Annotated in this window: 21 protein-coding genes and 1 pseudogene; all 22 read right to left on the bottom strand. The window is 61.0% G+C overall.

Annotated features, from left to right (window positions below; all coding sequences use genetic code 11):
- Nucleotides 1-12: 12 nt before the first annotated feature.
- Nucleotides 13-1,353, bottom strand: coding sequence for a chromate efflux transporter (gene chrA, locus HNQ60_RS08895; protein WP_221304106.1), 1,341 nt, complete (start codon nt 1,351-1,353; stop codon nt 13-15).
- Between the two features lie 144 nt (nt 1,354-1,497).
- Nucleotides 1,498-1,839 carry a DUF2834 domain-containing protein gene (locus tag HNQ60_RS08890; RefSeq protein ID WP_184330797.1) on the bottom strand — a complete coding sequence of 114 codons (342 nt, stop codon included), beginning with the start codon at nt 1,837-1,839 and terminating at the stop codon, nt 1,498-1,500.
- 48 nt (nt 1,840-1,887) lie between these two features.
- Nucleotides 1,888-2,430 (bottom strand): GNAT family N-acetyltransferase, encoded by a 543-nt coding sequence (locus HNQ60_RS08885; protein WP_184330795.1) that lies wholly within the window; start codon nt 2,428-2,430, stop codon nt 1,888-1,890.
- A 14-nt stretch (nt 2,431-2,444) separates the two neighbouring features.
- Entirely contained in the window at nt 2,445-2,954 is a 510-nt protein-coding gene (locus HNQ60_RS08880) for a DUF1993 domain-containing protein (RefSeq protein ID WP_184330793.1), read from the bottom strand.
- Nucleotides 2,955-3,027: 73 nt separating this feature from the next.
- Complete coding sequence (locus HNQ60_RS08875; protein WP_184330791.1) at nt 3,028-3,489, bottom strand: DUF1801 domain-containing protein; 462 nt, start codon at nt 3,487-3,489, stop codon at nt 3,028-3,030.
- 25 nt (nt 3,490-3,514) lie between these two features.
- Complete coding sequence (locus tag HNQ60_RS08870; RefSeq protein WP_184330790.1) at nt 3,515-3,904, bottom strand: VOC family protein; 390 nt, start codon at nt 3,902-3,904, stop codon at nt 3,515-3,517.
- A gap of 77 nt (nt 3,905-3,981) precedes the next feature.
- Nucleotides 3,982-4,314: a DUF6176 family protein gene (locus HNQ60_RS08865; protein ID WP_184330788.1), complete on the bottom strand. Its 333-nt coding sequence runs from the start codon at nt 4,312-4,314 to the stop codon at nt 3,982-3,984.
- Between the two features lie 33 nt (nt 4,315-4,347).
- Complete coding sequence (locus HNQ60_RS08860; protein ID WP_184330786.1) at nt 4,348-4,677, bottom strand: hypothetical protein; 330 nt, start codon at nt 4,675-4,677, stop codon at nt 4,348-4,350.
- Between the two features lie 212 nt (nt 4,678-4,889).
- Nucleotides 4,890-5,006, bottom strand: a pseudogene (locus HNQ60_RS27455) (acyl carrier protein); the annotation flags it as partial.
- Between the two features lie 301 nt (nt 5,007-5,307).
- Nucleotides 5,308-5,805, bottom strand: coding sequence for a signal peptidase II (lspA, locus tag HNQ60_RS08850; RefSeq protein ID WP_184330784.1), 498 nt, complete (start codon nt 5,803-5,805; stop codon nt 5,308-5,310).
- A gap of 71 nt (nt 5,806-5,876) precedes the next feature.
- A complete protein-coding gene (locus HNQ60_RS08845) occupies nt 5,877-6,437 on the bottom strand; it encodes a hypothetical protein (protein ID WP_184330782.1) in 561 nt (186 codons plus the stop codon).
- 298 nt (nt 6,438-6,735) lie between these two features.
- Nucleotides 6,736-7,023, bottom strand: a complete 288-nt coding sequence (locus tag HNQ60_RS08840) for a hypothetical protein (RefSeq protein WP_184330780.1) — start codon at nt 7,021-7,023, stop codon at nt 6,736-6,738.
- Nucleotides 7,023-7,688, bottom strand: coding sequence for an HAD family hydrolase (locus HNQ60_RS08835; protein WP_184330778.1), 666 nt, complete (start codon nt 7,686-7,688; stop codon nt 7,023-7,025). The genes HNQ60_RS08840 and HNQ60_RS08835 overlap by 1 nt, the downstream gene beginning before the upstream one ends.
- A gap of 18 nt (nt 7,689-7,706) precedes the next feature.
- Nucleotides 7,707-8,108: a VOC family protein gene (locus HNQ60_RS08830; protein ID WP_184330776.1), complete on the bottom strand. Its 402-nt coding sequence runs from the start codon at nt 8,106-8,108 to the stop codon at nt 7,707-7,709.
- Nucleotides 8,109-8,146: 38 nt separating this feature from the next.
- Nucleotides 8,147-8,689, bottom strand: coding sequence for a GNAT family N-acetyltransferase (locus HNQ60_RS08825; RefSeq protein ID WP_184330774.1), 543 nt, complete (start codon nt 8,687-8,689; stop codon nt 8,147-8,149).
- Between the two features lie 112 nt (nt 8,690-8,801).
- A complete protein-coding gene (locus tag HNQ60_RS08820; RefSeq protein ID WP_184330772.1) occupies nt 8,802-9,284 on the bottom strand; it encodes a hypothetical protein in 483 nt (160 codons plus the stop codon).
- Nucleotides 9,285-9,430: 146 nt separating this feature from the next.
- Nucleotides 9,431-9,883 (bottom strand): tetratricopeptide repeat protein, encoded by a 453-nt coding sequence (locus tag HNQ60_RS08815; protein ID WP_221304104.1) that lies wholly within the window; start codon nt 9,881-9,883, stop codon nt 9,431-9,433.
- A gap of 597 nt (nt 9,884-10,480) precedes the next feature.
- Nucleotides 10,481-10,873 carry an EthD family reductase gene (locus HNQ60_RS08810; RefSeq protein ID WP_184330768.1) on the bottom strand — a complete coding sequence of 131 codons (393 nt, stop codon included), beginning with the start codon at nt 10,871-10,873 and terminating at the stop codon, nt 10,481-10,483.
- Nucleotides 10,874-10,924: 51 nt separating this feature from the next.
- Nucleotides 10,925-11,980 carry a 2-oxoacid:ferredoxin oxidoreductase subunit beta gene (locus HNQ60_RS08805; RefSeq protein WP_184330766.1) on the bottom strand — a complete coding sequence of 352 codons (1,056 nt, stop codon included), beginning with the start codon at nt 11,978-11,980 and terminating at the stop codon, nt 10,925-10,927.
- Nucleotides 11,981-12,119: 139 nt separating this feature from the next.
- On the bottom strand, nt 12,120-13,955 hold the full coding sequence (locus HNQ60_RS08800; RefSeq protein WP_184330764.1) for a 2-oxoacid:acceptor oxidoreductase subunit alpha: 1,836 nt from the start codon (nt 13,953-13,955) through the stop codon (nt 12,120-12,122).
- Nucleotides 13,922-15,745, bottom strand: coding sequence for an FAD-dependent oxidoreductase (locus tag HNQ60_RS08795; protein WP_184330762.1), 1,824 nt, complete (start codon nt 15,743-15,745; stop codon nt 13,922-13,924). The genes HNQ60_RS08800 and HNQ60_RS08795 overlap by 34 nt, the downstream gene beginning before the upstream one ends.
- 232 nt (nt 15,746-15,977) lie before the next feature.
- Complete coding sequence (locus tag HNQ60_RS08790) at nt 15,978-18,536, bottom strand: SdrD B-like domain-containing protein (RefSeq protein ID WP_184330760.1); 2,559 nt, start codon at nt 18,534-18,536, stop codon at nt 15,978-15,980.
- Between the last annotated feature and the right edge of the window lie 437 nt (nt 18,537-18,973).

The following is an 18,973-nucleotide window of genomic DNA, read 5'->3' as shown; positions in this document are numbered from 1 at the left end:
GTGAGAGCGTGCCTATCCGCCTTTGAGAATGAGTCCGGTGCCCGCGCTGGCTGCAAGGACGAGCAGCATCGGAGCTCTCAGACGCAACAAGGCAACTGCCGATGCCGCCGCAATGGCAACGGCCGCGAGATCGACCGACGCAGCATCGGGCAAGGCAACCGTCATGCCGAAGCCCTTCCACGTTCGCACGCTGCCGAACAGCGCATGCAGGCCGAACCAGATCGCGAGATTCAGGATGACGCCCACGACGGCCGCCGTGACCATCGCGAGTGCGGAAGACAATGCACGGCGTCGACGCAATCCCTCGATGTGAGGAGCGCCGAGGAAGATCCACAGGAAGCACGGAACGAACGTCACCCAGGTCGTCAGGAATGCGCCAAGCAGTCCGGCGACGATCGGATCGAAGGGTGCGGCATGATTGAAGGCGCCGAGAAAGCCGACGAATGTGAGCACGAGAATCAATGGGCCAGGCGTCGTCTCTGCAAGCGCGAGGCCTTGCAGCATGTCGTCGGCCGACAACCAGCGATAACCCGTCACGGCCTCCTGCGCCACATAGGCAAGCACCGCGTACGCGCCACCGAAGGTGACGACCGCCATCTTGCTGAAGAAGAGTCCTTCGAGCATCAATACGTGGGAGCTTCCCAACACTGAGTAAATGATGAGAAGAGGCGCTGCCCACAGCGTGATGCACACGACCAGCACGCGCAGCGTTCGGCCGGGCGATGCGAGTGCGACTGGCATCGTTGGCCCCGGTGCGGAAGCATCAGCGGCGATCCACTGCGGTCGCCATCGATGCAGCGCAAAGCCGGCGATGGCAGCTGCGAAGACGATGGCGGGGAAGGGGACGGCAAAGACAAAGATGCCAAGGAATGCCAGGCCAGCGACGATCCAGCTGCACCGATTCCTGAGAGCGCGTCTCCCGATGCGCACAACCGCTTCGATCACGACGGCCAGCACCGCGGCCTTCAAGCCGAACAGGATGCCTTCGACCGGGCCGACGGAATGGAACTTCACGTACAGCACGCTGATCAGCGTGATCAACAGGAAGCCGGGCAGCACGAAGAGCACACCGGCCGCGATACCGCCCCGCGTCCCATGCTTCAGCCAGCCAATATACGTCGCGAGTTGCTGTGCCTCCGGACCCGGCAGCAGCATGCAGAAATTCAGTGCGTGCAGGAATCGCTCTTCACTGATCCAGTGTTTCAGCTCCACCAGTTCGCGATGCATGATCGCAATCTGGCCCGCGGGTCCACCGAAGCTGATGAAGCCGAGCTTGGCCCAGAAGCGCAGGGCCTCGCGGAAGGAGACGGACGTCTCGCTTGCTTCTGCGCTCCCGGTGATATCCGCGCTCAATCTGCGTTGCTCCGCTCACGAAGGGCGACGAGAGTACATCATGAATATTTCTGCTTCCGTCACTCCCGCGCACTCGGGAGTCCATGCCTTGGATCCCGTCCGGCTAAAGCCGGACCCACAGCAAGAGGAAATCCTCCGGGGCGGCTAGGACGCTACGGCTCCAACACGCCGCAGCTGCGCGTGACGCCCCAGATACAACGGAAGCGCAAACGCCAGCCCGATACCGAAGCACAACACGACGAAGATCCACGGTGCCGGCGCCAGCGGCGCGCTTCGCTCGGTAACGATCCAGATCGAGAACACCAGCGCCGACCAGTACACGTCGAGGGTGATCGACGCGGTCAACGGATTCGCGAACGCGCTGGGCAGGAACGAGTCAGGAGCGATGCTCCCGCCACCCGCGAAGAAAAGAAAATTGAAGTACCAGGTCAGCCCAAGGCCGACGATGGCAAGCGCGAAGTAGACGCGTTCGGGAAGCTTTGACATGAGGATGAATGCTCGTTCGAGGAATAGAGTAGATAGTCCGTTCCGTGGTCAGTGACGGCCACGTGCCAGCACGTACACTTGTTCGATGCAGGACTCGCCGCGGAACATCGCGCCGCGACTCTCCTGAAGTTTGAAGCCCGTGCGCTCCAGCAGGCGAGCGCTCGCGGAATTCCTGCTGTCAGTGATGCCCAGAACGCGTTGAACGGGTGTTGCTGCAAACACTATCTGCAACGCTGCGTGTACTGCAGCCGTTGCGATTCCGTGGCCCTGTGCGGAGGGCTGAAGAGTGAAACCGATTTCCCCCGTGAATCCGTCGGCGGAGACATGGATGCCGATGTCCCCGATGAGAACATCGGATTCGGGCTCGGCGATGCCAAGTTGCAGCCACTCGCCCGGTGTGAATATCGGCGCCGCGCTCATCTCTGCAAGGAATGCGGTTGCCTCCGCATCGGTCATCACTGACCAGCCCTGATACCGACCGAGGTCGGGAATCTGTCGGTAACCCTGGAAAGCGGCGAGATCGGTCGTTCGCAGCCTGCGAAGGCGTCCGCCGGGGAAGTCGCGCGGCAGACTGTCGAAGGAAGAGTTCACTCCCGCCATCGATCCTAGGCCTGCCTCACCAAGGGCAGCAGGTGCTGCATGTAGTCCCGCTTGCCGATCGCGACTCCGCTCATTCTGAGAATGCCGTAGGCGGTGACCAGGTGGAAATAGAAGTTCGGGACCAGGAAATCGTCGACGTATTCGTGGCCCGTCATCTGCGCGTAGAGGCCCGGGGCGAGATCGATCCGCGTCCGCTCAGCGAGTTTCGAGTCCTCCGAGGAAACTTGCGCGAGCAGCGCCTGAGTCTCGCGAACGAAGATTCGCGCCTGCTCGATGCTCACTACGTCGGGATCGAGGTTGTCTGCTGGCCTGCCTTGTGCCCAGAGCGCGAAGTTGCGGGGCTGGTTGCAGGTGTAGGCGATCTGGGTCCCGAAGGGCGCCATGTCGGGTGCGAGCCGACGTTGCAGGAATGAAGCCTCCTTGAAGGTTTCCTCGGCTCTGACAAGCAAGTGTCCCAACGTATCGAGGCGGCTCGTAAAGATCGACAGGATCGACTGGATACGCTGACTGCTCATCTGGTTTCCTCATGTACGCGACTCTAGAGACGGGCTCACGTGGTCAAAGCGGCCATCTCGGCGTCTGCTGATGTTACCCGGTCGTGGAATCGCGCTCCGCGGCCAGGCGCGCTTTGAGATCGAGATACGCAGCCGTGATCAGATTCCCCAGCGCTGCGACATCCACTTCACGATCGGCTTTGAGCTTCACATGCCGCATGCGCTTGCCTGCGCCCTCCAGGAGGTCCGAGGCGTCTTCGAGCATCGCGCCGTAGAAGAAGCCGACGTTGACGTGCCGCGTGAATGAATCGACGTAGCAGAACGGAGCGTCTTCGACACAGGCGACGGGGCAGCCATCATGCATGCCTTCCCGGACATCGTCACCGCAACGACGCATCCTGGTGAACCACTGCTTTGCGAGGGATCGCAACTCGGTCGGCTCTCCGACGAGCCAGCGTTCGACAGAGGCATCGCGTTTCGCCGACCCGGAAATCCGGAACAGCTCGACGTGGCCGCTCAGTGCGTGGAGATCAAGGGGAACTCGGCGTGCAGGCATGACCGCTCGATGACGCTGGGCGACATCAGCCCTCGGCCAGCGCACTCACCATGACGTAGTAACCGTCCGGATCGCGCAGGGCGAACTCTCTCGTACCAGTGCTGGGATTCAGCTGCGGTTCCAGTTCGAGGGCCGCCGCAAGCGACCGGGACCTGTTCAGTGCTTCGGCGAAGTCATCCACGCGAAAGAACAGCAGCAGACCATTTCCCGGCTGGGCAACATCAGGACTGCTCAAGGTCGGATGGTCGTGCGATCCCCATTGATGCAGGCACAGCAGGACCGTCCCGTCCGCATCCAGGACCTGCCCGAAGAAATCATGCGCGGGTGCAGTCAGCGGTTGCCCGAACAGCGATTGATACCAACGGAAGCTGCGAGCCACATCCGCGACGCCAATGATCGTCCAGGTGCGTTTCATCGGACTTTTCCTCGAATATCGGATGCCTTACGCCAAGCGATACCACGCTTCAGCATTTATCGGTCCGCCCACGCGCGCTATGTCTCTGCGTCACGCGGAATGTCGATCAGCGGCTTCGCCATGGTCACCGAAGCAGTGATCGCCTCCATCATTTCGTAGTGGAATTTGTCGATGGGGTGCTTCAGCTGGCGTGACAGCTCGAAGACGCGCCTGATCGACTTCGCACGCAGGTACCAGAGCAAGTGTTTCTCGCCGTTGATCTCGAGAGTGAAGTAGGACTCGACGCTTACGTCCTCGTCCTTCAAAGTCGCTGCGGCCTCTTCGAGTCGTGAGGCGATCGTGCGGCGCCACTCCTCCAGTTTGTCATCCGATCCCGGCTTCAGTTTCACGAGTGCCGATGCGTATTCCATGTCCATCTCCGAAGGTATCCATGGCGTCTGAGCTCAATCCACATTCGCATATCTCCCGGCCCGCTTCCGGTCCGGCAGCACATGGCGAAACCAGTACACGATCTTCATCCAGCCAGACGTTTCGATGACCAGGAGCGCGCCCCAGAGCGTCGTCCGCTCGCCAATATAGCGATCCTTCCAGTGATAGATAGGGATCAGCACGACCCAGAGGAACCACGGCACAGTGAGCAGGAAGCCGATCGCCACCAACCATTGGGCACTGATGGCAAACCCGATCACAGCCACAACCAGTCCCGCGATCGCCAGCGGCCCGAACCGCCGCAGATATCGCCATTTCGCCTCAAACCATTTGTCGCGTTTCATGGCTTGCTCTCCCATTTTTTCGCAGTTGCACGCGGTCCGACGTTTCGTCTTTCTCAGGCCGTCTAGTCGAGAAGCAGATCTCTTACGAAGTAGGCTTCCGGCACAACTTTCTCGGGCTCGACACCAGACTGACGGCAGATGATGTCGCGCAGCTCGCAGAACACTCTGGCCCGATCGACGGGCAGAAGGCTCCTGCGCTGAAGTTGCGATACCAAGAACTTGTGTAATAGCCCGACCGTATCGAGGGTCGTGGCGATGTCGTCAGGGATCTCGATCTGGAAATGATCCTCCACTGCCATCACCAGTTCGACAGTATCGAGCCCCATCGCTCAGGCCAGCGCGGTGCAGTCCGTGCTGCGTACAGCGCGGTTCGGCGAGCGCGTCACGCCACGACCTCTACTTCCTCGGGTCGAAGACAGAACCAGCGACCCAGATTGTCCGTCCCGAACCACACATAGCCGTGCGTATCGATTTCGAGGATGCGCATGACCGTTCCTTCCGCCGCCTTCAGGCGTGCAACGTCATCGGTGGCAACGTCGTGTGTCAGCCAATCGGGGATGACGAGAATGCGAGCGTTGGCTCCAGCCGAGATTGTTTGCCCGCGACGGTCGGTGCAAGCCTGGCTTGTCCTCATACGTGCTTTTTCAGCATTCCCTTGGTGAGCCAATCGCCCGCGACCAGGAGCAACACGCCGCTCATGATGAAGACATCAGCGACGTTGAATATGCCCGTCCTGATCGAGCCCACGCCGAGATTCAGGAAGTCCACCACGTAACCCCCGTGGAGCAGCCGATCGATGAGGTTGCTCACTCCACCGCCGATGACCATCGCCAATGCCGGCACGACCAGTGGATTGCCGGGCGTCGAGATGAGGCAGTACACGAACATCACGACAAGCATCGTCGCTACGCCGGCGGACAAGATCGCGCTTCGCGTGTCTTCATGCATCGACGCGCCAATGCTCAGAAATGCACCGTAGTTCTTCGCGAGCTGAAGCCGGACGCTGCCACCCATGAGCGACACAGCCCGTGTTTCGGACAAATGCGTCCGCGCAATGGATTTGGTGGCCTGATCGCACCCGACACACGAGATGAGTATCGTCATGATCAGCAGCAGTCGTTTGAGCATCGGGTAACCTCGATCCTTTCGTTGAAGTGCTGGCGAGCCTGCTCCCGACCCGCGCGTTCACGCATGAGGCATCACCGCTCGTTCGAGCGATACGCCGCGCTGCTTCGTCCTGTGGTGTCCTCATACGTGTAAGTGCGCCGCGTCGTGTCGGCGACGATACGAAACTGAAACTTCGAGTCGTCATGATGGTTCGACGCCGTTCCTGAGATCTTCACTTTGCCCTGATCGAGCACGTCGCAGGACACTGACTCGATGTCATAGGCAGCGTGATATTCGTTGAACTCACCGAACGGCATACCCTGCTCAGCTGCGCGAGTCGCGCCTGGCGCCGGTCGGGCAGATTCATCCAGGAACAGCATATCCGTTCCATTCGCATGCACGGCGATCGCCTGGTAGCCGTCGCAGCGGGCGATCAGCTTGGCGCTTTGGAGAACCCACGATCCGAACTTCAGGAAGCTCGCCGGTTGGCAAGGCGAGGACGCGTTGCATTCCTCTTCAGGTATGGCTGAAGCAGCAAGATCGACATCGGAAGCTTGTGCGATGCACCCCAGGAGCACGAGCAGCAGCGCGGCGCCGGCAGCGGATGACCGTCCAGCCCAGCTAGCGTCAGCTACTGATCCTGCCAGCCTCATTCTCAACGACTCCTTTCCACAGCTTCTCGAACTCTGCAAGCAGTTTACGAAATGACTCCGCTTCAGTCTTCAACCGCGCACTATCCATGGCCGCCCGGCTTGACCAGGTAGTGGCGCGCTGCTCTTCCAGAGCCGTTGCCTCGGCGATTGATAGGTGGTGGCACAGCCCGCGATGAAAGTGGCGGCCAACGCGAGAGCCCAGGTCCCCAGAGTGTGATGGCTGACGATGCGCATGAGTCCTCCCCAAAATGGTGGCTAACGCTCTAGTCAGCTCACTGGGGTCAAACGTGCCGGCTGTTCACACGCCCTCATGCGCGTTCAACGCGGACACGAACGCCTCGATGCCAAGTTTGACCGCTGGATGCGCTGCCACCCAGGCCGCGTCGAGGTACTCCTCAACCGATCGTCCATCGAGGAGATTGAACACGACTGCGCTTTGAGAAGCCTGAAGCAGGACATGGGCGCGATCCATGGCCTGGCGAGCGAGGCGCGCATCAGTTTCGCTCACGGATTCTTCCAGCTCCTTCTGGATGGCGAGGATCAGCCTCCCCGCGGCAACACCTACCGGGTTTCGCTTTCGCGGCATCAGAGTCCAACGTGACAAATGTCAGTCGACACGAGCGACACTAACTCGGCCGGAGAAGAGAACAAGTAGTTCGGCCGCTCGTCCTCCAGCTCGGTGCGCGACCCATGGCCCCAGAGAACGCCTCCGGAGTAGAGGCCATTCCTGCGAGCGGACGTGATATCGACGGATCGATCGCCCACCATGACGCTCGACGCGCTGGCGGATCCTTGCTTCAACATGCCCTCGATCTGCTGCCACTTCTCGATGCCGACATCACCACCGCTCACGAAGATGAAGTACTCGCGAAGTCCGAACATCGTGAGGATGCGTTCCGCGAAGTCCTTTCTCTTGCTCGTGCACACGGCAAGAGGAACATTCGACTCTGCGAGTTCCCTTATCGCTTCCTGGATACCTGGGTAGAGAGTGTTCTCCGAGAAGCCAATATCAGAGTAACGTTCGCGATACTTGTCGATCAGCTCCCTGATCCGGTTCGACGAGGTGACTCCTGTAATCGCCGTGAACGACGCCTCGAGGGGCGGCCCGATGTAGGCGGAGCAGGCCGACAGCTCGAGTGACGCATGCCCGAAGTGCGAGAGCGCGTAGTTCATGGAACGTGCAAAGCCGACCAGCGGGTCGCTCAGCGTTCCGTCGAGGTCGAACAGGATCAGGTCGTGTTTGCTCGTCATGAGGCGATGGGCAGTAGCTCAGCGATCCTTCTTGACGCGATAGATCGCGCAAAGCTTGTTGCCGTCCGGGTCACGCACGTACGCGAGATGCATTGCGCCGAGACCACCTTCGCGCAGCCCCGGCGGGTCTTCGATCGATGCGCCGCCGTGTGCAATCGCCGTGTCATGAAACGCGCGGACCTGCTCCGGAGAACTGCATTTGAACGCAATCGTACCGCCGTTCGCATACGTCGCTTCTTCGCCATTGATGGGCTCAGTCACGCAGAAAGTGCTTCCGTCGTGCCGATAGAAGATGCGCACGTGACCCGACGCCGCGGTGTTGCGCAGCGGTTCGCCAGCTCCCAGCGTGCCGAGCACGGCATCATAGAAGCGCTTCGAACGCTCGATGTCGTTCGATCCGATCATCACATGATTGAACATGGGTTCTCCCCTCGACGGATTCTGATTCAGGTGTCAGGTCAAGTCTCTGCAAGCAGCCCAAAGCATTTCATATCCTTGTATGCGCCGTGAAGGAATGCCGCATGCCGGCGAATGCCTTCTTCCCGGAAGCCAAGCTTCAGCAAGACTCTCTCCGAGGCAGTATTGCCGAGAATCGTGTCCGCTTGAATGCGGTGCAGCGGCCCGCACGGAAGCGTACCTGTGAAAGCCGCATGCAACATCGCCGCGATGGCTTCAGTGACCATGCCACGGCCCCAATGCGACGGTCTCAGGTCGTAGCCGATGACGCCGTTGCGCATCTTCTGGCTCCAGGTATTGAAGCCGCACGTGCCGATGAGATCGGCTGATTCGCGTTCGCGGATAGCCCAGCGGATACCCGAGCCCGAGCTGTATCTGGACTCAAACAGCGCCATGAGCTTTTCTGCTTCGGCAATGGCGGAGAAAGGCTCGAGGTCGTAGTACTCCACGACTTTCGGGTCCGAGAACAACTCGAACACGGCGTTCGCATCTTCCGGGTGGATGCGGGTCAGCCGCAGCCGAGGAGTGTCGAGTTCGGGGAACATACCGCTATGAATTTCCCGTGCGCTTGCCGAGGACCCCGACCAGGATCGGGCGAAGGCTCTCGTAGATCGCTGGAATGTCGACCCTCATCGATGGTGCTACCCGCTCGAGGGTCTAGGGCCTGAAGTTGGAGACATTGCCGATCCGATACCAACTGCCTTCACGGCGTTCATACAATTCTATCCAGGCTGATTCAAACGCCAGCGGTTTGGAGCCGCCCTCCTGCGTGGTTTGCACTCCCGTCGCCCGGACTTGCACGATGACCCAGCCCAGGCTGCCATCGTCGGATACGCGCACTATCGGTGGAACAACATCGATGTACTCAGAGAAGCGAGTCGTTCCCAGGTACTGCCGGAAGCGTTCCCGGCGCACGTCGAGACTGGGTTGCGTGATCTGGCCCCGGTTGGCGGAGACATAGTCAGGCGCGTCTGCTCGCAGAAGCAGATCAGCGCTCGACTCGCGATGAGCCCGCATGGCCTCCTCATGGAGGGCGAGCAACTCCGCTCGTGGATCAGGCGAAGGCGCGACGTTCGTTGAGCTGCACGAGGCGAGAAGTACCGAAGCGGCAAAGACAGGCACCAGGAGAGAATGCGTCACTTACACCTCCGTCACGCCGCGTGCGGGCTTGGTCCGCTTGTCAGGGATTGCCCGCGATTCTACTTCGAGCGGCGGACGGCCGGTTCTCTCTGCTTGCGAATCAGAGCGGCGGACGCACAGCGCCGTCGCTGTGGCGTCCATTCCGGCTACTTGTCCAGATAGCCTTCAACGCCGGGCACAAGTTCGTTCAGCTCGATGAAGGCCATATAGTCCTTCACGGATTTGCGGTAGTAGGGCTCGAGGCGACAGGACTCCTGAAACTTCTCCGCCGCCTTCTCCCAGGCTTCGAGTCGAAAATGACACCGACCCTGCCAGAACTTGATGAGCGCGGAGCCTGGGTAGACCAGTTCACTGGTGGCCAGGATCTCCAGTGCCTCCTGATATCGCCCACGGTCGTAGGCTCTCTCGACCTGCGTACCCCATTCGACACCCGTGTTTTCTTTCTCCGCTTGTTTCTTCCGCGCGTCCATGTAAGCAAGGACTCTCGAGATCAGCAGCAGAGCAAAGATCAGCCAGACGACGATCTCGATAGTCTGGAGCGTCTCGGACAGCTCCGCATGAAGCAACAGCTCTCGGGCGAATGAAGGATCGCGTTCCATACTGGTCATATCCAACGTTTGTGCTCAGGCGCCTGCACTCCGCGCGTCGCCTGCGCTGATCTACTGGTATTCGCTGCGCGAGCACGCACAGTGTCCGGAACTACTCCGTGGATGACAACATCCCTTCCTGTGCAAAGTTCAGCCGTATTCCTTCCGTCGTGAAGCGCACGTCAACAACAATCTCGGTTTGATCCTCGATGAGGAACTCAAGGACGTTCGACTCCATCCTGTTGGCCGTCCCAGGTGCATTCCGGATCACCAGACGATGAGGGCCCGGACACAAGGATGCGTACCAATGGGCGGGATCCTTTCGCAGCGATCCCGGCCCCCTCGAGTGCACATTTCCATCGACATAGACCCACCAGGACCAGAGTCCACCTGGAATGTCGCCAATCGGACGAAGCAGGAGCCGGCAGGTGTGTTCACCGGACGCTGCTCGTGCACCGACGCTCAGATTCGTGTTGCTCACGGGAGTCAAAGGAGCAGGACAACGAAGGACTCTAACCCAATTGACCCTACTGCGAGCACCAGCATCAGTGCCGTGACGACTGCGAGATACATACCGGCGAGGTCTAACGAGGACGCACGCCCTCCAGCTCAGTCCAGCTTGCAGACCAGTCGTGTAACGGTGGTTCCCGAAGCGAAGTTGGGGACGTCCGCGCGCACCTTTTTTCCCTCGGGCGTATCGAACACAGCCGCCATCTGTTCAGGGCTGTCAAACCACGCCTCGAACACCCGGTAGAACGCCGGCGGGGAACCATCAGCTTGGGGCAGACACCTGGCCGCTTCCATTCTGCGCGCGCCCTTCATGGCAGCGACCAGCGGCATGTGGACGCCGAGGTAGTACTTCTCGAATTCCTCGGCGTTCGGTGGATGACCATAGAGAACCATCAGCTTTACTCCGCCGCTGTCGTGGGCAGTTGCTGTTGTACTGACCCCTGCCGCAGCCAGTCCAACAGTCATCAGCGAGATAGAAGTCCTGCGGTCCATGATCAGTCCTGTGTGGCGGAGGGGACAGTGTACGGCGGCGGTGAATCGACGTCAGCGATACCGCCCCATGATCTTCTCCATCCCCTTCCTTCCCGGCGTCAGCTTCTCGTACGCCATCTGGTTGAGCGGCGTCGCGGTGGTGTTGTTGACGGCGTGGAAATCGCTGCTGCTCTGGTCGACGTAGATCAATCCTGTGACGTGCTCTCCCTGCTGCAGCTTCTCGCGAAGATAGCCGATGGCACGGGTGCGGTCGGTCGGGTCATAGGAAGGATCGAGTTTGCGCAGGAGGATGCGGCTGCCGTCGTGCAACGTCACCGGCAGCGCGTGGCCTTCAGCATACTGCGCCGTAATCTCCGTGGCGGGCGGAACGAAGTCGGCGTGGACGACTTCATCGTAGTGGTCGCGAACGAACTCGTAGCTCTTCGTCGATCCCTCGTGATCGTTGAACGTGACACAGGGTGACAGCACATCGATCAGCGCGAATCCGTTGTGCCGCAGTCCCGCCTTGATCAGCGGCACGAGCTGTTCCTTGTCGCCGGAGAAACTGCGGGCAACGAAAGTCGCGCCGAGCATGAGCGCAGTCATCACCGGGTCGACGGGCGGCTGCTTGTTCTCCTCGCCGCGCTTCGCTTTCGAGCCGATGTCGGCGGATGCGGAGAACTGACCCTTCGTGAGGCCGTACACGCCGTTGTTCTCGATGAGATAAAGCATGTTCACATTGCGGCGGATCGCGTGCGCGAACTGCCCGAAGCCGATCGAGAGCGTGTCGCCATCGCCGGAGATGCCGACGTAGTACAGATCGCGATTCGCCGCTGCCGCGCCCGTTGCGATCGATGGCATGCGCCCGTGAACGCCGTTGAAGCCGTGACCGCCGCTGTCGAAATAGGCCGTGGTCTTCGACGAGCAGCCGATACCTGAGAGTTTTGCCAGCTGCTCCGGTCGTATCGACAGGCCCCACACCGCTTCGATGACTGCTGCGGTCACGGAGTCGTGGCCACAACCGGCGCACAACGTCGACATGCCGCCTTCATAGTCGCGCCGGGTCAGGCCGATGTCGTTTTTCGGCAGGCCGGGGTGGGTGATTTTGGGTTTGGTGATGAAGGACATAGGAGAGAAGCGGTTAGCGGTTAGCGGTTGGCGGTTAGCGGTTGGCGAGAGAAGACCAGGAAGGCGAGTTCCGTCATCCCCGCGAAAGCGGGAATGACAGAAGTAGTCACGGAATGACGGAGGCGGAACATCACAGTCCTCAGCCGCTGTTCACCAGCCGCTTCTCATTCCCGAGCTCGGCGAGCACTCCATCCACGATGCAGCTCGATGAGATCGGCAGGCCGCTGTAGTGGAGGATCGATCGCAGTTTGTGCTTCTCGATCGGGGTTTCCAGGGTCAGCAGGCTGCGCAGCTGGGCGTCGCGATTCTGTTCGACGATGAAGAGCAGCGAGTGGGACGCGAGGAACTTCTCGACGTCCGGGCCGAACGGGAACGCCCGGATACGCATGTAGTCGAGCGTGACGCCGCGGGACTTGAGGATGTCGAGCGCTTCGCGGACGGCGCCGTCGCTGCTGCCGACCGACACGATCGCGGCCTGGTTGCCGCTGGCGTCGATGAGGGCTTTCGGAACCAGTGACTTCGCACGCTCGAACTTGCGACGGAGTCGATCCAGGACGATCTGATACTCCGCTGCGTCTTCGGTGTAACCGCCGTACTGGTTGTGGCCGGAACCGCGAGTGAAGTACGCGCCCTTCGGATGGACCCCGGGCAGGGTGCGATAGGGAATCGCGTCTTCATCGAGATCGAGATAGCGATGAAACTTCGTCGGCAGGTTCTCGATCTGCGCTTTCGTCAGCACTTTGCCGCGATCGGGCTTGTAGGACTCGTCCCAGTCGAGCACCGGGCACATCCAGTCGTTCATGCCGATGTCGAGATCCGACAGCACGAACACAGGAGTCTGCAGGCGCTCGGCGAGATCGAAGGCATCGATGGCCTGGTGGAAGCATTCCTCTGGATTCGCGGGGAAGAGCAGCACATGACGCGTATCGCCGTGCGACGCGTAGGCAGCAAGCATGATGTCGCCCTGTTGAGTCCGTGTCGGCATGCCCGTCGAGGGGCCGACACGTTGGATGTCGAACAGCACTGCGGGGATCTCGGCGTAGTAGGCGAGGCCGATGAACTCGTTCATCAGCGAAATGCCGGGACCGCTCGTTGGCGTGAATGCACGCGCCCCGTTCCATGAAGCGCCGATCACCGCGCCGATCGCGGCGAGCTCGTCCTCGGCCTGGACGATGAGATAGTTGTTCTTGCCCGTCTCGGGATCGACCCGCCATTTCTGGCAGAAACTCTTGAAGGCATCCATCACGGACGTGGAAGGCGTAATCGGATACCAGGCGCCGACGGTCGCGCCTGCGTACAGACACCCGAGGGCCGCAGCCGTATTGCCGTCTATCAGAATGTGATTCGCTGTCTTGTCCATGCGCGCGACACGCGTCGGCAGTGGACAGGGGAAGTGCTCGCGCGCGTAGTTGTAGCCGATTTCGAGCGCCTGCGTGTTGGAGTCGAGCAGCGACTTTTTGCTCGAGTAACTCTCAGCCAGCAACGCGCGCATTACGTCCAGATCGATCTCCAGCAGTGCGGCGAGCACGCCGGAGTACATGATGTTCTTCAGCAAGATCCTGGCCCGCACGCCCTTGAACGTCTCGTTGCACATGCGAGCGAGCGGTACGCCGAGAATTGTGATGTCGTCCCGCTTCAGCAGCGTCGGCCGCGGCCAGCTGGAGTCGTAGATCAGGTAGCCGCCGGGATCCACTTCGCGCACGTCGCGCTGATACGTCTCCGCATTCATCGCCACCATGATGTCGATGCGACCGGATCGCGCGACGTAGGCCTCGCGGGTGACGCGGATCTCGTACCAGGTCGGCAGGCCCTGGATGTTCGAGGGGAAGTAGTTCTTGCCCATGACCGGAATGCCCATCCGGAACATGGACTTCATCAGCAGCGTATTCGCGCTGGCCGAGCCGGTTCCATTGACGTTCGCGAGCTTGAGGACGAAGTCGTTTACGCGATCTTGAGCGTTTGCGGTGGTGTGCATGAAGGACTCTCATCGCTCGCGTGCGGGATACTGATGGTCGACTTCTGCATGTCCCAGGCGGCAGTCGGGCAGCGCTCGGCGCATAGACCGCAATGCACGCACAGGTCTTCGTCTTTGACCATCACGCGGGCTGTATGTTTCAAGGCAGAGGACACGAACAGCGGCTGGGTCTTGTTGCGCGACGGCGCCTTGAGGTGCTGCCGCAGTTCTTCTTCCGGCCGGTTCGCAGTCATCGTCAGGCAATCGACGGGGCAGATATCGATGCACGCATCGCATTCGATGCACAGCTTGGCGTCGAACACCGTTTGAACGTCGCAGTTCAGGCAGCGCTGCACTTCGGCAGCCGCCTGCTCGGCATTGAAGCCGAGTTCCACTTCGATGTTGATCTTCTTGAAGCGCTCCTTGAGATCGACGTGCGGCATGAGCCGACGCTCGACCGGGTTGTAGTCGTTCTTGTACGACCACTCGTGCAGGCCCATCTTGCGGCTGGAGAGATTGAGGAGCGCCGGCAGACGTTCGCGCACGCTTTGTCCCTGCAGGAATCGATGCAGCGAAATAGCCGCCTGGTGACCATGCTCGACCGCCCAGATGATGTTCTTCGGCCCGAAGGCCGCATCGCCACCGAAGAAGACATCGGGCCGCGATGACTGGAACGTGAGCTTGTCGACTTTGGGCACATGCCACTTGTCGAACTCCACGCCGAGATCGTTCTCGATCCAGGGAAAGGCATTCTCCTGGCCGATCGCGAGAATCACGTCATCGCAGGGGAAGAAGACTTCACCCGCGACCTTCTCCGAGAGGATCTTGTTGCCGTCGAGCTGGTACTCCATCCGGTCGAACATCATGCCCGTGAGCTTGCCGTTCTCGACGACGAACGACTTCGGCGCATGATTGATCACGATCTCGACGTTCTCGTCTTCCGCATCCTCGAGCTCCCAGTCGGAAGCCTTGAAGAAGTTGCGAGGCTTGCGTGCCATCACTTTCACTTCGGTGGCCCCGAGCCGCAGCGAAGAGCGGCAGCAGTCCATGGCAGTGTTGCCGACACCGATGATCAACACCCGCTTGCCGATGCTCTTGATGTGATCGAAGGCGACGGATTCGAGCCAGTCGATGCCGATGTGGATATGGTCTTCGACTGCCTGGGTTTCATGACGGCCGGGGAGGCTCAGATCCTTGCCCTTTGGCGCACCGCTGCCGACGAACACGGCGTCGAACTCACGCGAGTCGAGCAGCGCTTTGAGACTTTCGATCGGTGTCCCCAGTCGAAGATCGACGCCCATGTCCACGATGTAGCCGATTTCTTCGGCCAGCACGCTCGCGGGCAGGCGGAACGACGGAATGTTCGTGCGCATCAGTCCGCCGGGCGTTCCCCACTTTTCGAAGATGGTGACGTCATAGCCCAGCGGCATGAGGTCGTTCGCGACGGTGAGCGACGCGGGACCGGCACCGATGCAGGCGACGCGCTTGCCGTTCTTCTGTCGCGGGGCTCGAGGCAGGAACTGCGTGACGTCGTCGCGGTGATCCGCTGCAACGCGTTTCAGGCGGCAGATGGCGACGGGCTTTTCCTCGACGCGTCCGCGCCGGCATGCCGGTTCGCAGGGCCGGTCGCAAACCCGCCCGAGAATGCCGGGGAAAACATTGGACTCACGGTTGACCATATAGGCCTCCGTGAATTTTCCCAATGCGATGAGCCGGATGTATTCGGGAACGTCGGTGTGGGCCGGACAGGCCCATTGGCAATCGACGACGCGATGAAAGTAGTCAGGATTCCTGGTATCGGTCGGTTCCACCGTTACGCACGCCCCCGTCTCGCAATCGTGCGATGTTCGTTGACATCGCATCTGGATCGATGAGGGCTAGCCTATACCCGATGGGCGGGGAGGGGAAGAATGACGAGGCAGTGGCCGACTCCGGCTGTGGGTCCGGCTTTAGCCGGACGTCATGCGAAGCATCGCCTGCCGGCGATTACGTCCGGCTAAAGCCGGACCCACAACGAGAGCCGACCCGACACCAGACCCTCCGTCACTGCACCCTCACCCTGAACTGCACTTCAAAGTAAGGATTTCCCGAACCGCTGCTGCCCGCCATCGTGCCCCGGGGGCGGATTCTGACGTAGCGAACCGCAGCGTCGCAGCCGTTGGCATTTGCGACCGGTGTGTAGTTCCAGACCGGATTGCCGCTCGTGGTGCTGGAGAAATCCACGTCGTCCGTCGTGCTGCCGAGAGTCGCGAATGTGAACGACAGGCCGCTCACGGGCGAGCCATTGGTGAACGTGACGGGCGCGGCGAGATTGCAGAACAGCGTATTCGTCGGAATCGCGTCGACGATCTCCACCGTGTTGTTGTCGACGGTTCCCGGGCCCTGGTTGGTCAGCCGGATCGTGTAGCGCTGGGTCGCACCTGGAATGCTCTTGGGATTGGTTGTGTTGTTGATCGGGTCGGCATCGACCTGCACGGTCTTCAGCGTCACGAGATTGGGGCCGGTCGTCACTGTGACATTGCCGCCGAACTCCGATGTTCGCCCGCTCAGTGTCGCCGTGCTCGTCAGCACGAGGCCGCCCGTCATACCTGCCGGAACTGAACCGCGGAAGAGAAACCGGTTCGTGGTATCGCCTCCCTGGTTCACGCCGTTGATCGCCCCTGAATAGCTGCCGGTGCCGTTGTCGAGATCGCCGACGCCTTCGGTGAACGTGCCTATATGGGTGAGTCCCTCGCCGAAGCCGGTCGGGTCGGGCTGTGCGACGTACAGCTCGATCGCTGCCCCGGGCTGAGCGAAGCCGGCGAGCGAGAACTCGCCGTTGGCGATCGTCGCCGCGGTGATTACGGGGAAGTTCAGCAGGTCGTTCGCGCCGCTGTCGGAGTCGTTCGTGTCGTTGAGCGTCGGCCCCGGGCCGCTGCCGACGCTGTTCGGATCGGCGTCGTTCGCGTTGAGATCGATCGCGAGGCCGCGATTGTTGCCGAAGCGATTGCGCGTAATGCGCGTGTTCGATACGTCGCTCAGCAGAAGTCCGGGACCCGCGTTCTCTTCGATGACGTTCAGTGAGATTTCTACGTTGCTGCCGACGTAGTTCCAGGCCGCGATGCCGATGGGCTCCGCGCTCGGTGTCGTCGTCGGTGTAGCTCCCGATCCGGAGAAGCCGTTCTGACGAACCGTGTTGTTGGTGATCACGATGCTGCTCATCGTGCCGCCTTCGAAGCCGAGTTCGATGCCGGCACCGGGTTGGTTGCGGGCGAGATTGTTCTCGATGCGAACGCCGGTCGCGGTGCCGATCAGAAGAATGCCGTCGAAGGTGTTGCCGGGCGTGACAGACGAGCGGATGACTTCGTTGAAACTGACAGTCGAGCCCGCGCCGGGACTGTTGCCCCGGATCACGGAATTGTTGGCTGCTGCGTAGTTGCTGCGAATCTGTGCATTCGCACCGGTGAAGACGATCGCCATGGCGTCGCCGGAGTCCGTTGTGCCATTCGCCGCGACACCGACGAAGTTGTCGCGAACGATGGCGTTCGCGCCGGACACGGCGATCGAGCCTCGCGGCAACGCGAAGCCATGAACCGCCTGGTTGCTGCCCGTCAGTGTGAAGGTGGCGTCAGCGATCTGCACTTCCGGACGAACGAACTGCGGAAAAGCCGTGCTCAGCGCACCGACCATACCGCCGGTGCCGGACACGCCAGAGTTGGTGTTGCCGATGTTGACTGTCTGCGTCGTCGCATCCAGACGAACATTCGATCGATCGATGACAGGCAGGGCCGCCGCGAGAGCGATGACAGCGACACCGCTCGTCAGCTGACTCGACGGAATCATGAAGATGCTCGACTCGCTGCCCCCGGGCAATGAAGTCGCGCCACCGCCGAGTTGCCCCGAGCCAGCCTGGGAAGCCAGCGCACCGAGCACATCGGAGTTGATCAGAAACTGGCGCAGCGTTCCCTGGCAGGGGAAGAAGGAACTCGACGACCCCGAAGGTGTGCAGTTCGCCAGATCGTTCGTGTTGACGATCGTGCTGAAGTTGAAACCGAAGTCGACATTGCCGACGACGAGCGCGGCGGAGCTGGAGCTCAGCGCGACCGGCGCGAGGGATTGGGGTGTCTGCGTACCAGAGGTCTGCGCGCCGAGATTGCCGGATGTCCGGTTCGGTGCGTCGCTAAGAAGAGGATTCTCACCGCCGACGCGATTCGTCACCGGTGCCGCCGTACCCGTGCTGGCGTCGGTACGATACGTCTGCACCGGTACGCAGTTCGCGGTGCAACCACCGCGCGAGGAATCGATCGTGCCGTTCACGACACGAACGCGATAAGTGCCCGCCGAAAGGCCCGTGAACGAATAGCTGCCGGGATTCGCAGCGATCGTCGCTGTCGTCGCCGCGGTGGAGTAGTTGAAGTTCGCGCCGCTCTGTATGTACAGCTCGACGCGAACGCCGTTGATGCCGACACCGCTGGCGTCCGCGAGCGAACGCCCGGCACCGCCGCCATAACTCACGTCCTCGAACACGCGCCCGCTGATCGTTGCCGCATGCGCAGCCGAGCCCAGCAGGGCGAGGGCAGCGCAATGGACACAGATCAGAAGCGATGCGAACGGTGAGCGCACGAATGATCCTGCAGATTCCGGATTGCGCGGAGCCTATTGAGCGTTTCCCTCAGGCGCACCCCGAACCGTTCACAAATTGACGCGCTTATGTCGATCGTCGTCCGAGTCCGCGATGCACGTCGCCAATCGGCCCGTTATGGCGAAAGCGACGGAAGACCGTCGATGTTATGTCTCGTGTGCGCGCATCACGCGCATCGGCGTGCATGCGACACACAATGCAGCGCGAACCAGTTCTCAGAACCGCTCGAGCGATGAGCGTAAGCGCATTCGAAACGTGCCCTAAAGCGCGATGGGCTCGGCAGTTCGTTCCAAAACTTGAGCCTGGGCCGGACAAAGTGCGACCCCACTCACAAAGGCAGTCATTCCCTTAACCAGAATCCGGCGCCATCAGGGATTGCCGGGGCGATTCACAAGGGGTAGCAGCCGACGCATACGCG

The organism is Povalibacter uvarum, from assembly GCF_014202975.1.
In the GTDB taxonomy this organism is placed as follows: Bacteria; Pseudomonadota; Gammaproteobacteria; order Steroidobacterales; family Steroidobacteraceae; genus Steroidobacter; species Steroidobacter uvarum.
Note: the sequence above shows the minus strand (reverse complement) of the source record. Positions and strands in the feature narration are given on the sequence as shown.

What these genes read in the sequence shown, in the direction of transcription:
- HNQ60_RS08890 (WP_184330797.1), bottom strand. Translation starts at nt 1,839, where the DNA reads ATGTCAAAGCTTCCCGAACGCGTCTACTTCGCGCTTGCCATCGTCGGC.
- HNQ60_RS08880 (WP_184330793.1), bottom strand. Translation starts at nt 2,954, where the DNA reads ATGAGCAGTCAGCGTATCCAGTCGATCCTGTCGATCTTTACGAGCCGC.
- HNQ60_RS08875 (WP_184330791.1), bottom strand. Translation starts at nt 3,489, where the DNA reads ATGCCTGCACGCCGAGTTCCCCTTGATCTCCACGCACTGAGCGGCCAC.
- HNQ60_RS08870 (WP_184330790.1), bottom strand. Translation starts at nt 3,904, where the DNA reads ATGAAACGCACCTGGACGATCATTGGCGTCGCGGATGTGGCTCGCAGC.
- HNQ60_RS08865 (WP_184330788.1), bottom strand. Translation starts at nt 4,314, where the DNA reads ATGGAATACGCATCGGCACTCGTGAAACTGAAGCCGGGATCGGATGAC.
- HNQ60_RS08860 (WP_184330786.1), bottom strand. Translation starts at nt 4,677, where the DNA reads ATGAAACGCGACAAATGGTTTGAGGCGAAATGGCGATATCTGCGGCGG.
- lspA (WP_184330784.1), bottom strand. Translation starts at nt 5,805, where the DNA reads ATGCTCAAACGACTGCTGCTGATCATGACGATACTCATCTCGTGTGTC.
- HNQ60_RS08845 (WP_184330782.1), bottom strand. Translation starts at nt 6,437, where the DNA reads ATGAGGCTGGCAGGATCAGTAGCTGACGCTAGCTGGGCTGGACGGTCA.
- HNQ60_RS08840 (WP_184330780.1), bottom strand. Translation starts at nt 7,023, where the DNA reads ATGCCGCGAAAGCGAAACCCGGTAGGTGTTGCCGCGGGGAGGCTGATC.
- HNQ60_RS08835 (WP_184330778.1), bottom strand. Translation starts at nt 7,688, where the DNA reads ATGACGAGCAAACACGACCTGATCCTGTTCGACCTCGACGGAACGCTG.
- HNQ60_RS08830 (WP_184330776.1), bottom strand. Translation starts at nt 8,108, where the DNA reads ATGTTCAATCATGTGATGATCGGATCGAACGACATCGAGCGTTCGAAG.
- HNQ60_RS08825 (WP_184330774.1), bottom strand. Translation starts at nt 8,689, where the DNA reads ATGTTCCCCGAACTCGACACTCCTCGGCTGCGGCTGACCCGCATCCAC.
- HNQ60_RS08815 (WP_221304104.1), bottom strand. Translation starts at nt 9,883, where the DNA reads ATGGAACGCGATCCTTCATTCGCCCGAGAGCTGTTGCTTCATGCGGAG.
- HNQ60_RS08810 (WP_184330768.1), bottom strand. Translation starts at nt 10,873, where the DNA reads ATGGACCGCAGGACTTCTATCTCGCTGATGACTGTTGGACTGGCTGCG.
- HNQ60_RS08805 (WP_184330766.1), bottom strand. Translation starts at nt 11,980, where the DNA reads ATGTCCTTCATCACCAAACCCAAAATCACCCACCCCGGCCTGCCGAAA.
- HNQ60_RS08800 (WP_184330764.1), bottom strand. Translation starts at nt 13,955, where the DNA reads ATGCACACCACCGCAAACGCTCAAGATCGCGTAAACGACTTCGTCCTC.